Source organism: Marinococcus luteus, assembly GCF_034497705.1.
Classification (GTDB): domain Bacteria; phylum Bacillota; class Bacilli; order Bacillales; family Marinococcaceae; genus Marinococcus; species Marinococcus luteus_A.
This window is the reverse complement of record NZ_JAXRUV010000007.1, coordinates 53,784-69,124: the sequence shown is the minus strand read 5'-3', so window position 1 is coordinate 69,124 and position 15,341 is coordinate 53,784. Positions and strand designations below refer to the sequence as shown.

Annotated in this window: 14 protein-coding genes; 4 read left to right on the top strand and 10 right to left on the bottom strand. The window is 45.4% G+C overall.

The window, feature by feature from the left end:
* Positions 1-164 precede the first annotated feature (164 nt).
* Positions 165-893, top strand: coding sequence for a YwaF family protein (locus tag Q9M42_RS11665; RefSeq protein ID WP_322526641.1), 729 nt, complete (start codon positions 165-167; stop codon positions 891-893).
* An 11-nt stretch (positions 894-904) separates the two neighbouring features.
* Here Q9M42_RS11665 and Q9M42_RS11660 read toward each other — a convergent pair whose 3' ends face one another.
* Positions 905-2,377, bottom strand: a complete 1,473-nt coding sequence (locus tag Q9M42_RS11660) for a phospholipase D family protein (protein WP_322526640.1) — start codon at positions 2,375-2,377, stop codon at positions 905-907.
* Between the two features lie 716 nt (positions 2,378-3,093).
* Between Q9M42_RS11660 and Q9M42_RS11655 the strand changes: the two genes are divergently transcribed.
* Positions 3,094-4,095: a C40 family peptidase gene (locus tag Q9M42_RS11655; protein ID WP_322526639.1), complete on the top strand. Its 1,002-nt coding sequence runs from the start codon at positions 3,094-3,096 to the stop codon at positions 4,093-4,095.
* Between the two features lie 72 nt (positions 4,096-4,167).
* Here the strand turns inward: Q9M42_RS11655 and Q9M42_RS11650 are convergent, their stop codons facing one another.
* Entirely contained in the window at positions 4,168-5,016 is an 849-nt protein-coding gene (locus tag Q9M42_RS11650; protein ID WP_322526638.1) for a Cof-type HAD-IIB family hydrolase, read from the bottom strand.
* A 181-nt stretch (positions 5,017-5,197) separates the two neighbouring features.
* Here Q9M42_RS11650 and Q9M42_RS11645 point away from each other — a divergent pair, with 181 nt between their 5' ends.
* On the top strand, positions 5,198-5,641 hold the full coding sequence (locus tag Q9M42_RS11645) for an ASCH domain-containing protein (RefSeq protein ID WP_322526637.1): 444 nt from the start codon (positions 5,198-5,200) through the stop codon (positions 5,639-5,641).
* Between the two features lie 49 nt (positions 5,642-5,690).
* Here Q9M42_RS11645 and Q9M42_RS11640 read toward each other — a convergent pair whose 3' ends face one another.
* Entirely contained in the window at positions 5,691-5,978 is a 288-nt protein-coding gene (locus Q9M42_RS11640) for a putative quinol monooxygenase (RefSeq protein WP_322526636.1), read from the bottom strand.
* Positions 5,979-6,151: 173 nt separating this feature from the next.
* On the opposite strand from Q9M42_RS11640, the gene Q9M42_RS11635 reads away from it, so the two are divergent.
* The gene (locus Q9M42_RS11635; RefSeq protein ID WP_322526635.1) at positions 6,152-7,825 is read left to right on the top strand and encodes a M20/M25/M40 family metallo-hydrolase; all 1,674 of its coding nucleotides are present in this window, start codon (positions 6,152-6,154) and stop codon (positions 7,823-7,825) included.
* A gap of 43 nt (positions 7,826-7,868) precedes the next feature.
* Here the strand turns inward: Q9M42_RS11635 and Q9M42_RS11630 are convergent, their stop codons facing one another.
* From Q9M42_RS11630 to glmS, 7 genes are all read right to left on the bottom strand, one after another.
* Complete coding sequence (locus Q9M42_RS11630) at positions 7,869-8,339, bottom strand: GNAT family N-acetyltransferase (protein WP_322526634.1); 471 nt, start codon at positions 8,337-8,339, stop codon at positions 7,869-7,871.
* Between the two features lie 85 nt (positions 8,340-8,424).
* Positions 8,425-8,514 carry a hypothetical protein gene (locus Q9M42_RS15575; RefSeq protein ID WP_440972325.1) on the bottom strand — a complete coding sequence of 30 codons (90 nt, stop codon included), beginning with the start codon at positions 8,512-8,514 and terminating at the stop codon, positions 8,425-8,427.
* Between the two features lie 161 nt (positions 8,515-8,675).
* Complete coding sequence (locus Q9M42_RS11620) at positions 8,676-10,376, bottom strand: methyl-accepting chemotaxis protein (protein WP_322526633.1); 1,701 nt, start codon at positions 10,374-10,376, stop codon at positions 8,676-8,678.
* A 135-nt stretch (positions 10,377-10,511) separates the two neighbouring features.
* The gene (locus tag Q9M42_RS11615) at positions 10,512-11,039 is read right to left on the bottom strand and encodes a D-lyxose/D-mannose family sugar isomerase (RefSeq protein ID WP_322526632.1); all 528 of its coding nucleotides are present in this window, start codon (positions 11,037-11,039) and stop codon (positions 10,512-10,514) included.
* Between the two features lie 19 nt (positions 11,040-11,058).
* Positions 11,059-11,928, bottom strand: a complete 870-nt coding sequence (locus tag Q9M42_RS11610; protein WP_322526631.1) for an SDR family oxidoreductase — start codon at positions 11,926-11,928, stop codon at positions 11,059-11,061.
* A gap of 144 nt (positions 11,929-12,072) precedes the next feature.
* The gene (locus Q9M42_RS11605; protein WP_322526630.1) at positions 12,073-13,026 is read right to left on the bottom strand and encodes a calcium/sodium antiporter; all 954 of its coding nucleotides are present in this window, start codon (positions 13,024-13,026) and stop codon (positions 12,073-12,075) included.
* 326 nt (positions 13,027-13,352) lie between these two features.
* On the bottom strand, positions 13,353-15,155 hold the full coding sequence (gene glmS, locus Q9M42_RS11600; RefSeq protein ID WP_322526629.1) for a glutamine--fructose-6-phosphate transaminase (isomerizing): 1,803 nt from the start codon (positions 15,153-15,155) through the stop codon (positions 13,353-13,355).
* Between the last annotated feature and the right edge of the window lie 186 nt (positions 15,156-15,341).

The window sequence follows — 15,341 nt, the reverse complement described above, 5'->3', positions numbered from 1 at the left end:
AATACTTTAATGCAAAAAAGGCAGCGGAATACTTTGTTTTTCCTTCACTCTATTTTTCATTGAAACCAGGCCTGCCCTGAAATCGTTTGTTTAAAGAAGAGTGGCTGAGGGAATCCTTCGGCAACGTGTTTTACTGATAAAAAAACAATTAGGGGGGATTAAACGTGTGGTGGTGGCAATTTAATCATGACGGTCCGGTCTTCGAACCTTTTGGTACCGGGCAGCTTATGGTATGGCTTTTTCTTGCTCTCGCCTGTATTGGTCTTATACTTTTTCAAAGCTACCTTCGGCGCGAGCCCTTAGCCAGACAGACAATCAAGTGGTTCATCATTTCCACCTTCCTCCTTGGCCAGCTGGCCCTGCAGCTTTTTTATATTACAAACGGCATTTGGAACCCGCGGTTTTCACTTCCGTTGAAAGTCAGCGACCTGGCCTGGATAGCAGTCGTTATTATGCTTATAACCGGCAGCCGCTTTTGGACTTATTTCGCGTTTTATGCCGGCACTTCAAGCGCCCTGCTTACTATAGTGTTTCCGGACATGGAACGCTACGGCTTTCCCCATTTTCGGTTTCTTCACTTTTTTATTACACACGCACTTATTGTGGTAGGCGTTGTTTACCAGGTGGTTGTAAAGCGTACCTTTATCTCCTTTCGTTCCTTGTTTGTCGTTTGGGGAGCCTTGAACGCTGCCGCCGTGGTGGCATTTTTGGTAAACCTCTATTTCGACGCCAATTACATGTATTTAATGGAAAAACCAGCCTCTCCTTCCCCTTATGATTTCTTCGGGCCGTGGCCTTATTATTTGCTCACGCTTCAGGCGATAGCGTTAACCGCGTTTCTATGCCTGTACGCAGGATACCGCTTCGTCCTGAAAAAGTTTCTGCTTTTTTAATTTTTCTTTGCTTAAAACGAAGACATCCCGCTCCATTCCTGCAGCCGGTAACGCCAATAAAGCAAACGGGAATCATTTTTATACCTTCTGTAATCTAGCGTGTGCTTGCCATCGGTATTGTTCCACAGCCGATGATAATAATCCCGTATGTCTTTCACGGCTTCCGAATCATTACTGCCGGTAACTACAACATCAGTTTCCAAGTTGTAATTATCCAAATTTCTTCTTGTCATGTTCGCTGATCCGCCAATAACTACTGTCTTTTCTGCCTTTTCCATCATCATCATTTTGGCATGATACTGTACCCCGTCGGCATGATACCAGCGTATGTTAATACGGCCATTGGATTTTTCCACGAGTTCGTGAGCTGCCGGCTGATTGGGGATGCCTATTTTTTCGTTTCCAAAAGCTTCTTCATTTATATCCATAATAATATCAATATCAGCGCCCCGGCCTGCTGCGCCGATAAGCGCTTCAATGACATCGCGGTCTGCTAAATAAAACATTCCCATACGTAATTTCCCGTCCCGGGGTAATTCACGTATTTCTCTCAGGACCCGCTCTTTAATTTTGCTTTCTGTTAACAACTGCACCTTGTACTTCCCGTTTTCTTCCGGCACTTCCACTTTAGATATAAACGAATCGAATTTTTCCCCTGAGCGACCCCCCATTTCCACTACTTCTTTTTCTGTTTTCAATAAATCCTTCAGCACAGCCCCCCTGACTTCAAAGCCTGTATTTGCATGATATCCGCTGGCATCGTGAGGATTCGCTGAAGTAACCATTCCTGCCTTTTCTGTAACAAGCGTTTTCCGGTGATTAGCTTTAAAATTTAAAATCTCCAGATAAGAATGGAGCGTTACATCGGGAGCGTCACTCGTGAAAAAGTTAGGAAGCCACCCTCTCCCATGGTTCCCAAACCACTGAACAAAAGTCCGGTAAAACCCCGAGTAAAACGGATTTGAATCCCTTAATGCATCCAATTCCGTGAAAATGACTTCAATGCCACTCTTTTCGAGCCGCTGAAAATGTTCAGGCGTATAAGCCCCGTAAAAAGTGTTAACCGGGTCAGTCAGAACCACTATTTCTATGTCAGGATCCGCTTCTTTTTTATTGATTAATGCCTCCGACAAACGCCTCGTTAAAGGCGGAAAATCCGCTCCCGCTTCATGCTCGCTGTTAAAGTAGAACATGTCCATTACGATAAACTGGTCCGCTTCTTCAATGTTCCGGATCACTGTATCAAATATTTCTTGTTCTACCACCTGTGACTCTGTTGAGGAAACGTAGGTATGGTCTTCAAGAAAACGAACATAGTCTGTACGATGCTCTCTTCCTTCGTAGGATACATTTGCGGGCAGGGGCTTAATACTTCCATAAACGGAGGTCACGACCACAGCTGAAATAGTCCCCAGTAAAGCCACCAGCATCCACTTCCGTCTAAGGGAATCTCTCTGGGATATTTTCGGAATTTCTCTTTTCATAGCAGTGCCCCTTTTATTGGTTTCGCTTCTCTAATTTTTCTTTAACTAAAACCTTCTGCCAACGGACATCACTGTCTGCTTTTCTCTCTAAACCTTCGATTAGTTTCTTATTCCCGACAAATTAAATGTTAAAATGTAGTTTCTGTATATTCTATTTATAAAAAGATAATTGGATAACTACTGAATTATTGTAAAAATAAAACATGTATATTTAACACTTATTATGATTGATCATTTTATATTACAAAAATATTACAAGTATATTACTGTTAACCTTCAAATTTTCTACACATTCTCTTAATAATTGCATTAAAAACGTCATATTAAAGTTCACTTCCATTTTTATACATAGTCTTTTTTACCTAAATAACAGCCTTTAGCATCATTTATTAAAAATTCAAAATGTTAATAAGGCAATTGGATTTTTTTGCTTTGTTTATTTCATAAATCCTTTTATAAAAGCCTTTTTATTAAAACTATATTACAAAACTTACACATTATTGAATTGTCTCTCACATTCTTATAGAATTGGGTTTATAGAAAAACACATACTAAAGACTCATAAAAAAACATTTAGGAGGTGCAGCTTCACTTCGCTACATCCATTATCCTGTCTACTACTTATACCTATAAAATCCAGTATTCATATCGAAAAACTTATCATTATACTCCTACATATATAAGACAGCGGATGACAAAGCAGGTGAACACACATAATGAAAAAATACTTATTCGGAACAGCAGTAACAGCAGGGATACTATTCGCAGGCCCTCAGGCAGCAGATGCAGCAATTGATGATCATGGTTCTTTATCCTATGGGGATAGTAATTCTTCCGTAAACGATCTTCAGGAAGCGTTAAAGGAGGAGGGACACTTTGAAGGCCACACCGGATCCCGCTTCGGCCCTAAAACACTTCAGGCCGTTAAGGACTTTCAATCTGCAGAAAAAATTTCTTCTCCTTCCGGCAGCTATTACGGCGTGGCAGGACCTTCGACTCAGTCTGCGTTAATGGATGCCGTTGATTCGAACTCTTCATCAAACACAGCGAGCAGTTCGAGCAGCTCAAACTCTACTTCCATTGGAAGCCACGGATCTTTATCCTATGGCGATCGTAATTCTTCCGTAAACGCTCTTCAAAAGAAATTAAAGGAACATGGCTTCTTCGAGGGGGCCACCGGTTCCCGTTTCGGTCCTAAAACACTTCAGGCCGTTAAGGATTTCCATTCCGAAACAGGCCTCTCGTCTCCTTCCGGAAGCTACTACGGAGTAGCAGGTCCGTCTACACAGAGCGCACTAATGGATTACGACGGTTCTTCTGCAAGTAGCTCGAGCAGCAATGAACAGGTAGCCGGCGTTTCTACAGGCACTAGCTCGAACATTGTAAACACAGCGAAGCAGTACATCGGTACTCCTTACGTGTGGGGCGGCATGTCTCCAAGCGGGTTTGACTGCAGCGGTTTTATTAACTACGTATATGATAAGCACGGCAAAAGCATGCCGCGTACAGTTGCATCCATTTACAGCGATGTCACCAAGGTATCCAGCCCGTCTGTTGGCGACATTGTTTTCTTTGATACTAGAGGCGGCGCCTCACACGCAGGTATTTACATTGGAAACAACGAATTCATCCATGCAGGTGCCTCCACCGGCGTTACCATCTCAAGCATGGACAATTCCTATTGGGAGCCGCGCTACATGGGCGCCGGCCAAATCTAAACAGCATCAGCATAAAAAGCCAGAAGCTCCCTATGGAAGGGTTCTCCTGGCTTTTTATTTTTTGCTGGATATTTACAAGTAATTTTCAAGCGCGTACGCCACTCCGTTTTCCATATAGCTCTTGGTCACGTAATCCCCTGCCTCAATCACTTCTTTCACCGCATTTCCCATTGCAACGCTAGTACCGGCAATTTCAAACATCGGCAGATCATTTAAGTTGTCCCCGATAGCTGCTGTATTTCCGAGCGGCACTCCCATTTCTTCTGCCATACGGCGCAGAGCATACCCTTTGCTTACGCTTGGATGGGCGATTTCAAGCTTTGTAATTCCCGAGGACGTCAAAGAGACATCTGTGCGCGGGGTCAGCCGGTCCCTCAAATTTTTTAATCTTTTCCGGTCAAAGGACAAGACAAATATTTTGTATATTTCTGCCGTTGCCGGATCCACATCCCGGTAGTCTTTCATATATCCCGTGCCGTGCTGGGCATATTGGATGCCCATCTCTTCTTCCGACCAGGCTTTCGTCACCTCTTCGTCCTCTTCCTGTACCTTCTGTACTTCTGCTCTGAGCCTCTCCTTGCCCTCTTCCAGCAGTATTACTCCCTGATTCGTATATATCTCGTAGTACCATTTTTCATTTTCAAGCTTGGGGAGCAGCTCTTCGGTGACGCCTTGAGGCATGACCAGCTGATCAATGCTCTCTCCGTCCTGGTATGTCCACGCTCCGTTTCCAACCATCATCGGGCAATCCAGTCCGGCGCGCTTCAAAATATCCTCAGTATCCTGCAGCGACCTTCCTGAGCACACAGCCACTGTATCTCCGTTTTCCTGTGCGGCCTTTATCGCCTTCACATTTTCTGCACTAATGGAACGATCTTTTTTAATGAGTGTCCCGTCTAAATCAACAGCGATTAGCTTCATTTCTGTTTTCCTCCAATGTAAGAACGATATAAATCTTTCTTATTTACTTTTATCATAAACTTTTAACGGTGTCGCGAATAAATTTACAGGAGGATTCTATTAATATACTCTTCAAAGTTATATATTCCTGCAGAAGTATGTTTTAATGAAAGAAAGACCATCACAGAAACGGGGAGTTGCAATGAACCAGGCAGCAGATACTTATTGGCATAATTTTTGGCAGCAGCGAAACGAGGCCCCTCCCGAACAGGTAACAGCCTGGTCCTTTGGCGTGGATCCCGATGAGCTTGCAGAGCTTGTAGTCTCCGGAGTCAAAACGGCGACATGTTCTGCCTATATGTTTTATGAGATAGAAAATGAACCTCTTCCTTCGATAGGGGACTACAGCATCGTTTTAAACAGAGCCGGCGATCCGGTATGTATTATCCAAACCACCAGTGTCAAAATTATGCCGATGAACGAAGTACCCAAAGAATTTGCTGAAGCTGAAGGGGAAGGGGATCGTTCATACGAGTATTGGTGGAATGCACATGAACAATTTTTTACTGAAGCGCTCGAAGAGGTTGGAGAAATATTCCGCGAGGATATGACGGTCGTCTGTGAACGGTTCGAAGTAGTAAAATAAGGAAAAACCAGTAAAAAAAGAAGCTGTCGGCAAACAGCTTCTTTTTCTTTTATTCTACTGGCTTTAATTTATACACTTCTCTTGATACGACGAGATTTTCTGTGTTTTTCCGGTAGGCCTGATAATGTTCGGTCTGAATATGCTGCTGTACGGCTTCTTCATCCTTCCACTGTTCTGAAAAGATAAACACCCCGTCCTGTGCTTCCGATTCATACAGAACATATTCTAGGCAGCCCGCTTCTGCCCGCGAAGGAGCCAGCGCCTTTTTCAGCTCTGTTTTCAATGCTTCTTCTTTTCCCGGTTCTGCCTGCAGAAATGCTTTAATGGTTACTGTCATACTTTTTCCTCCTTTATATGGTTATTATACGGCTCTCCTGCCTGTTTCTGCACGGCTCAGGCCTTGAGGCATAAAATAATCTTTCGCAGGAAAATTCACTTCTTTGCTTACTTTGGCAGATTCATACAGTAGAATAAGAGACAACAGTAATTATTGCGGCGAGGTGATCAGCAGTGTACGAAAATTTAAAATCTCTTACCACAGCAGAACAGGCGGAATATCTTACAGAATATCTGGTGGAGTGGAACAGTGTGAACGCTTCGGATGGCGAAGTATCCATCGCCCGGGAGCTTTACCGCATCCTGCGTACGTTTCCTTATTTTCAACAATTCCCGGAACGCATCTGGCTGGAGCCGGTGCACGGAGACCCTCACGGACGTCAGAATGTGTTTGCCTTTATTAAAGGCCTGCCTTCTTCAGCCCAGACCATTCTTTATCATTCCCACATTGATACTGTAGGCATCGAAGATTACGGAAACATTAAACACCAGGCCTGTTCGCCGAAAGCACTGCTTCCTTACTTTCAAAGCTATACAAATGACCCTGAAGTGCATGCAGACGCCCAAAGCGGGGACTGGATGTTTGGACGGGGTTCTGTTGATATGAAAAGCGGCATCGCCGTGCACCTCGTGAATCTGCTTTATTTCTCGGAGCACCCGGAAGAGCTCGAGGGCAATATTCTGCTTTTACTGAATCCCGATGAAGAAAGCGAGCACTGCGGTCTTATCGGCGCGCTTCCTGTTCTTCGTGATTTAAAGCGTTCTCACGGCCTTCAGTATCTGCTCGCAATTAATAACGACTTTATCGCCCCTCTGTATGAGGGGGATACTACAAAATATATCTATACAGGAACTGCCGGAAAACTGCTGCCTGCCTTTTTCGTTTTTGGGCGCGAAGTGCACGTCGGTGATACGCTTGCCGGCGTAGACCCTAATTTCGTTGCCGCTAAACTGACGGCACGCATCCACAACAATTATGATTTAACCGAGCATATTCCCGGGGAACTGATTCTGCCTCCGACGTGTCTTTATCAGCGTGATACGAAGGAAAGCTACACTGTTCAGACTGCTTCAGGCAGCCGCCTTTATTTTAATTACTTTTTATATGAAACCACCGCAGAGCAGGTGACCGAACAAATGCTTCAAGCAGCCAGGAGGGCAGCAGAAGAATCCGAGCAGTATTTTGCTTCTCAATACGATAGATACATCGAGGTGACCGGCATGCCTCCGAAAAATATTTCCTGGGAAATAGACGTCAAAACGTATGAAAACTACCGTCTTGAGCTCGAACAAAAGGGGCTCGACACGCAGGCAGCCATTCAAAAACGGCTGTCTGAAACCGCCGGCATGGACCTCCGACTGAGAAGCTTTGAACTAGTACATGCCCTGCGTGAGCTTGACCCGGATAAAACACCGCAGATCATTTTCTTCTACGCTCCGCCGTTTCTGCCTCACAATTATTTAACAGACGCCAATAGCCGGCACCGGGAAATGAAGACATTCCTCTCCTCTATTCTTCAAAACAATTCGGCCAGTACCGGAGAAATATTTGAGATGCGCAATTTCTTCCCCTATTTATCCGATGGCAGTTTTTTATCCATTCAGGAGTCGGATGCGGAGCTTGCGCCGCTGCTGAAAAATTTACCGGAGGGGGACACTCTTTATCCCGTGCCGGTCAATGCTATAAAACAGCTGAATATCTCCTCCATCAACATGGGTGTTTACGGAAAAGATGGGCACAAATGGACCGAAAGAGTCTACAAGCCATACTCCTTTCACGTTCTCCCAGGCTTGATCCGGGACACCACTACCCGGATTCTGCATGAATTTGCCGCTGTAAAAGAATAAAATAGCGAAAGCCGGCTCTCCGTAAAAAGAGACGCCGGCTGTTTTACAGCTGTTTTTCAAAAAGAATACGATCCTGCTCTTCTCCGTCGTAGTCAGTATGTACCGGAAGCCCGTTCTCCGTTTTATCACCCGTCACCAGGTTAAATCCCATTGCCTTATGAAAAGCCACTGAGGCTTCATTGTCAGGAGACGTCACCGCCCGGACGAGGCGGCGGTCTTCATCAAGTGCGCATTCAAAAAAAGCTTCGTACAGGCCTTCCGCGATACCTTCTCCCCGGTTATGCGGATGAACACCGGCGAAATGTATATATGCCTCTTTTTCTCTTGTCTGAGATAAAAATCCGACAAGAAAACCTGTCATCCGGTCATTCATTTCTGCAATAAAGCTTGTTTCCTGAAAATGGTCAAACAGAAACTTCGGCAGCTTACCGGCCATATCTCTTCCGTCCCACCATTCGTTAATAACCTGTTTAACCATATAGTAATCTTTAGTCTGGACCCTGCGTATGTGCATGAATGCATCCTCCTTCGTTTCAGTTTTATGAATTCTCCGCCTCCACCTTCACGTGCGAAAACGAGCGGAAATCAAACAATCCCTTCTACTCCTGCGCTACAGTCACTCCATTATTTGACTGTATCATATGTCTGACAGCCGCCAAAATGTCTTTATCTGACGTGCCGGCGGCAATAGTATTATGAGAGTCATGGGAAATAGTGGTCGCAATCGCTCCGTATAAAAGGCGCAGGTCTGTGGTTGGCTGAAAGATAAATACTCCCCCCTCCTGAAAAGGCTTATGAGAATGCGTAGAAGCACCGGAGCTCTGGGCTGCCGGTACTTCTGCTGCTGATCTTAAACCTTGAATGAGCGTACGGACTGCCCAAGCTCTTCTGCCATGTGTGCAAGGGTGCTTGATGCAGAGGATATCTCCTGCATGGAAGCGTTCTGCTCTTCAGAGGAGGCAGCAACATTTTGCGTATGCTCCATGGACTGATCGGCGATATCAGCGACAGCCTGGACAGAATGCATCAATGCTTCTGTCTGCGCTGTCATCTGCTCTACAGCTGCTGAGGATTCCTCGAGCTGAACCGCGATGTCTTTAGTCGACACCGAAATCGACTGGAAGGCACTCTCCGCCTCTTTGACCTGACGGATTCCTCCTTCTACGGCTTCTTTCCCATCCTCCATCGATGTGACCGACTCCTGGATGTCTGCCTGGATGTCTTTAATAAGCGAGCCAATTTGACTTGCGGAACTGCCGGACTGCTCCGCAAGCTTGCGCACTTCCTCAGCCACTACTGCAAATCCCTGGCCGCTTTCTCCGGCGCGTGCAGCTTCAATAGCTGCGTTTAACGCAAGCAGGTTAGTCTGATTGGCGATATTGGTGATCAGCGAAATAATATCATTTATCTGGCCGGACTTATTTTCCAATTGATGAATAAACTTCGCAGTATAGTTTGTTTTGTCCTGAATCAACGACATCTGCCCGAGCGTATGCTGTATAACCCGCGAGCCGTTCTCCGCCGTTTTGACGTTTATCGACGATGTTTCATTAATTGCATGAATATTTCCTGATATACGATCCATGCCGCCAGAAATTTCGGCGACTAATGATTTTGTTTCTCCCATGCTCTGGGCCTGGTTTTCTGCCCCACTGGACACTTCCTGGACCGCACGGGACACTTCGTCAGCAGCCGAGCTTGTTTCCTCCGCACTCGCACTAAACTGTTCAGAGGAAGCCGCTACCTGCTCAGAAGTTTCTAAAATCTGCTTTACAAGCGCGTTCAAATTTTCCCGCATTTGATTGTATCCCGCTGTTAGCCGGCCTATTTCATCATCTGAAGGGTCTGAAAGCTCCGTGGTGAAATCTCCCTGCCCCGCTGCTGTCAAGGCGCCGGTCACGTGTCCAAGTCTTTTGGATACCCTGCGTGAAAATAAAAATACGCTCCCCATCGCTGCGATGCCGGTGATAACTAAAGCAATTAAAAAGGTAATGAGGGCATTGCCGGTAATTTCATCAAGTATTTCCTGCGAAGCACCTACATACCACATCCCGATAGGCTCTCCCACTTCATTGTAAATGGGCTCATATGCTGTTTGATAGCTCGTGCCCACTACGTCTGCTTCTCCTGTATACATTGCTTCATCCTGCAGCACCGTTTCCACCACTTCATCTGAAGCCTGCGTTCCGACAGCACGCTCTCCGTCAAGCATCACGTTTGTCGTTACACGTGTGTCATTCATGAAAATTGTTACAGTCCCACCGGTCATTTCCCCGACAAAATCAACAATGTCGGTGTTTCCACTAATGGTCGTTTCCCCTTTTATTAAGTTCCCATCCTCAATACGCCACTCACCGGGATATTCACTGTTTATGTATTCATAGCCTAAATTTAAATCGGAAACCGCTTTTTCCACTGCCGTTTCTTCCACCCCCTTTTTTATCTGGTCAAATGTAATAAAACCAACCACAATAGAAAAACCAATCAGCACTGCAGCCATAAGTATATTCAATTTTGTGCCAAGCTTAAGCTTTTGTATTAACCTTTTCACCGTTTTCCTCCTTAAACTAATGTCTTACTATTACTATCGTAATAACCGCCGCATAGTTTATAGGAAGAAATGGATTTTTATGGATAATTAAAAACCTCCAGCCATTACGGCTGAAGGGGCGAATGAGGCATCCGTTTAAATATCTTTATGCGTGAAAATATCATGGTCGTCAGTACTCGTCGAGGAATACTCTGCAGTCACGGCTCCTTCTTCTCCTGCCTGGAACCAATGCTTTGTATTCGGTGGGATCGTGTATTGATCCCCTGCTGTTAGTATTACTTCGCGGACTGCTGTAAACTGATTTCTATCCTGTTCCGGGGGATGCACCTTCGGGTTTGAAGTCGCTTCCCCTTCTATATATAAATAAACGGTGCCAAATTTGCAGCGAAATGTTTCCTGCTTTCCCGGATCTCCTGACTCTACTGGTGGATGGAGATGCTCCGGGCATGTCTGGCGCGGAAAGAGCACCCATTCTTTAGCACAGTACCGGTCCGTATTAATATATACAAACAACTGCAGCCCCAATTCATCCAAACGACCAAGACCGAAATCATTAATCTGAATCTCCCGTATTTCTTCATCCTTCAGTTTAATATCTGCCAATCGGAAGTACTCGTTTACTTTTCTCTGAACTTCAATTTCTGTTAACTCACTAAGCTTCATACAGTTCCTCCAGACTCTCTTAAGATGATGTATACATTCCGCCGTTCACATGAATACACTGACCGGTCATATAGGAGCCTTCGTCCGAAGCAAGCAGAACGTAAGGACCCATTAGTTCCGAAGGCTGTCCAGGACGTCCCATCGGAGCTGAGGTTCCGAATTCCGCAACCGAATCTTCTTCGAACGTAGATGGGATCAGAGGCGTCCAGATTGGTCCCGGCGCTACCATATTTACCCGGATACCTTTTCCGACAAGGTTGGCTGCCATACTGCGGGTAAATCCGTTAATAGCTCCTTTGGTGGAGGTGTAATCAATCAGATTCGGGTTGCCAGTGTACGGATTAATGGAGGTAGTATTGATAATAGAACTTCCTTCTTTTAAATGCGGAATCGCAAATTTGGTCATATGAAAGACGGAATATAAATTCGTTTTAAACGTTTTGTCCCATTGTTCCAGTGAAATATCCTGCAGGTCGCTCGTTGGAAATTGGATCGCAGAGTTATTTACTAAAATATCGAGTTTCCCGAATTCATCCACTGTCTTTTCAATCAACGATTTGCACGTATCTTCCTCCGAAACATCACCGGGCAAAAGCAAAGCCTGTACGCCTTCGTTTTCTATCAGTTTTTTCGTCTCATCGGCGTCATTTTGCTCTTCCTCCAGATAGTTAATGACTACATGGGCGCCTTCCTTTGCATAGGCAATCGCCACTGCGCGGCCGATACCGCTGTCACCACCGGTAATCAACGCTACCCGGTCTGTAAGCTTTCCGCTTCCTTTGTAATCGAGCGGCTGAATTGGCAACGGGGTCATCTCTGATTCAATGCCCGGCTGTTCCGGCTGGCTCTGCTTCGGCTGTCCACCCAGCTGCTGTTTATTGTTGTCCATCTATACCATTGCTCCTTTTCATTGTTAAGGTAATACTTCTTTTAGTTACCTGTTAACCCGAAATAGTAAACATTTGTAACCGGATGCACCTGAAAATGACATCAAAAAACTGCCCCGAACTTCTGGGCAGTTCAACAATTATATTTAGTTTCGGAGAATAATATAAATTAGGTAAATAATATACGCAGCTGCAAGAACAGCCCCCTCCCGGCGACCGATTCTAAAATTGGTTCTCGAAAAAACGAGCAGCACCACTGTCAGAATGATCATAAGCGAAATATCCATAAAAATTTTGCTTTCTACAGCGAGCGGAGAGATCACAGAGGCAGCGCCGAGAACAAAGAAAATGTTGAAAATGTTGCTTCCGACAATATTGCCGATCGCTATGTCTGTTTCTTTTTTAATCGCCGCTGTAATCGATGTAATCAACTCCGGCAAAGAAGTCCCAATGGCAACGATCGTCAGACCGACCAGTGTTTCGCTCATACCGAAGGCCAGCGCAATTTCAGTCGCGCTGTCGACCACCAGATCCCCGCCAAAAATGATGGCTGCAAGTCCGCCGACCGTCAGCAGTATATTTTTTGTCCAAGGAGCGGTCGGGGCACTCTGCTCATTTGTCTGAGTAGCCCGATTTCTTCTGGCCACTTCAAATATATAATATAAAAACACGGTGAAAAACAGTAGGAAGACAAAGCCATCACTGCGTGTAATGACATTTTCACTAAGTGCCTGAAGGGCAGTGTCGCTCATTAGAATAAGAAGCGCGATCCCCGCAAGCAGTGTGAAAGGAATTTCTTTTCTTACTGTTTCATTTTCAACAGCAAGCGGTGCAATTAAAGCTGTAACGCCAATCACCAGCGTAATGTTGAAGATATTGCTTCCAATTACGTTACCAAGGGCGACGCCGGCGTTTCCCTCCAAAGCAGCAAGGACACTCACTGTCGCTTCCGGAGAACTAGTGCCAAAGGCAACAATCGTCAGTCCGATTAAAAGCGGGGACACTTTTAAATTACCGGCAATTTTTGAGGCACCGTCCACAAAAAAGTCCGCTCCTTTAATCAAAAGCGCAAAACCAATGAATAGTAACAGATACGACAACCGCTTCACCCTCACTTTGATGTACTTAATAAAGACTTACTATTGATACCAGTAAAATTTTTCAGCCCGTCGGCCAAATATGTGCTCAGCTTTTATTTTTCCGAAAAAAGGAGCTCTATAACAGCAGTTAAGTACAATATATCTCTCTTATTATATCTAACACCGTTAAAATTTCCTATAAATTATAGTTATTTCAGCCTAAGTTGATTCAGACTCACATTACCGTTTATTTTTTCTGTTTTATTCAGCATTTCCTTTAAAAAAGGCCCATTGGATGTCGTCCAATGGGCGCTTAGTGTATATTTGCTATCCTGCCAGACTTTTAACTATTCCACAGTTACGCTTTTCGCCAGGTTGCGCGGCTTATCTACATCGCAGCCGCGGTGCATCGCTGCGTAGTAAGAGATAAGCTGCAGTGGAATGACCGAAACGATCGGAGTCATTACTTCATGCATATCCGGAAGCACGATATTATCGCCTTCCTGCTGGTTTGTTTCTGAAGCAATTACGCACGGCTTCGCTCCGCGGGCCACCACTTCCTGCAGGTTGCCACGCGTATTCAGGTTCACGTGGTTCTGCGTCGTTACGGCAATGACCGGCGTGCCTTCTTCAATCAAAGCAATTGTGCCGTGCTTCAGCTCGCCGCCGGCAAATCCTTCAGCCTGAATGTATGAAATTTCTTTCAGCTTTAATGCACCTTCAAGCACCACGTGATAGTCAAGCGCGCGACCGATGAAGAAGCAGTTGCGCGTTTCACTCAAATATTCTTTCGCAATGCCTTCCATAACATCTTTTTGGTCACAAAGCGTCTCCATGGCGTTGGCCGCGAGCCCCAGCTGTTGAATAGCGTTAAAATCAGATTCAAGGCCACGGGCACGGGCAATGTCCATAGCAAGAATCGACATTACAGCCATCTGCGCAGTGTATGCTTTCGTCGAAGCAACTGCAATTTCAGGCCCTGCGTACGTATGAAGTGTAAAATCCGCCTCCCGGGAGAGCGTCGATCCAGGAACGTTCGTAATTGTGATTGACGGGTGCCCCTGTTTTTTCACATTTACGAGCACACCACGGCTATCTGCGGTTTCCCCGCTTTGGGAAATAAAGATAAACAACGGCTTTTCAGAAAGAAGCGGCTGGTTATACAAAAACTCACTCGCAATGTGTACTTCCACCGGCTTCTGCCCAATTTTCTCGATCATTTCCTTACCTACAAGCCCGGCATGATAGCTTGTACCTGCTGCAAGAATATAAATACGGTCAGAATGATTGATCGCCGCACGAATGTCTTCGTCGAGCTTAATGTCTCCATCTTCATCCTGGTATTTCTGGATGATGTTGCGAATAACAAACGGCTGCTCATCAATTTCCTTAAGCATAAAGTGCTCATAAGTGCCTTTTTCTGTGTCAGACTCATCAATGTCTGTCACAAAGGGCTCACGAGTCTGAATGGTTCCTTCCAGGTCTTTTACCTGCACAGAATCACGCGTTACGATAACAACTTCTTCATCCATAATTTCAATAAACTGCTTCGTCGTGTGAAGCATTGCCATCGCATCCGAAGCAATAACGTTTTTCCCTTCTCCTAAACCAACGAGGAGTGGGCTCTTATTTTTTCCGACATAGATGGTTTCTTCATCATCGTTGTCGATTAATGCCAAAGCGTAGGATCCTTTTAGAAGAGCCAGAGTACGCCGGAAGGCAGCTTCTGTTTTAAGCCCTTCCTGGCTGAACTTCTCTACAAGCTGCACGATAATTTCCGTATCAGTCTGGCTGCGAAGAGACACTCTGTCAAGGTAATGCTGCTGAAGCTGCTGATAGTTCTCAATGACACCGTTGTGTACAAGCGTAAAGCGGCCGCTGATGCTTTGATGCGGGTGCGCATTGTCCCGGCTCGGTGCTCCGTGTGTCGCCCAGCGCGTATGGCCGATGCCTATCGTTCCGGAAGCCTGGCCGTTTACCGTTTCTTCAAGAGTGGCAATGCGCCCTTTTTCCTTGTATACACTAACGCCGTCGTTGTCTACTACCGCTATACCCGCAGAATCATATCCCCGGTATTCGAGTTTATGAAGCCCCTTTAACAAAATGTCCGACGCCTGCTCGTTTCCAATATATCCTACAATTCCACACATACGTGGATACCCTCCTATAATCGGCGGGGCATAAGCATATGTCGCGGGACATTTACTGATGCCCCACTCGTCTCGTTTAATTTTTTATTGATGTTATCTTCATGGGTGCTCATTCACAATTCTATTCACCAGTTTTATGCCTGCGTCCTGGCCTTTAGCCACGAAGTCGCCTTCATGATTTGAGCC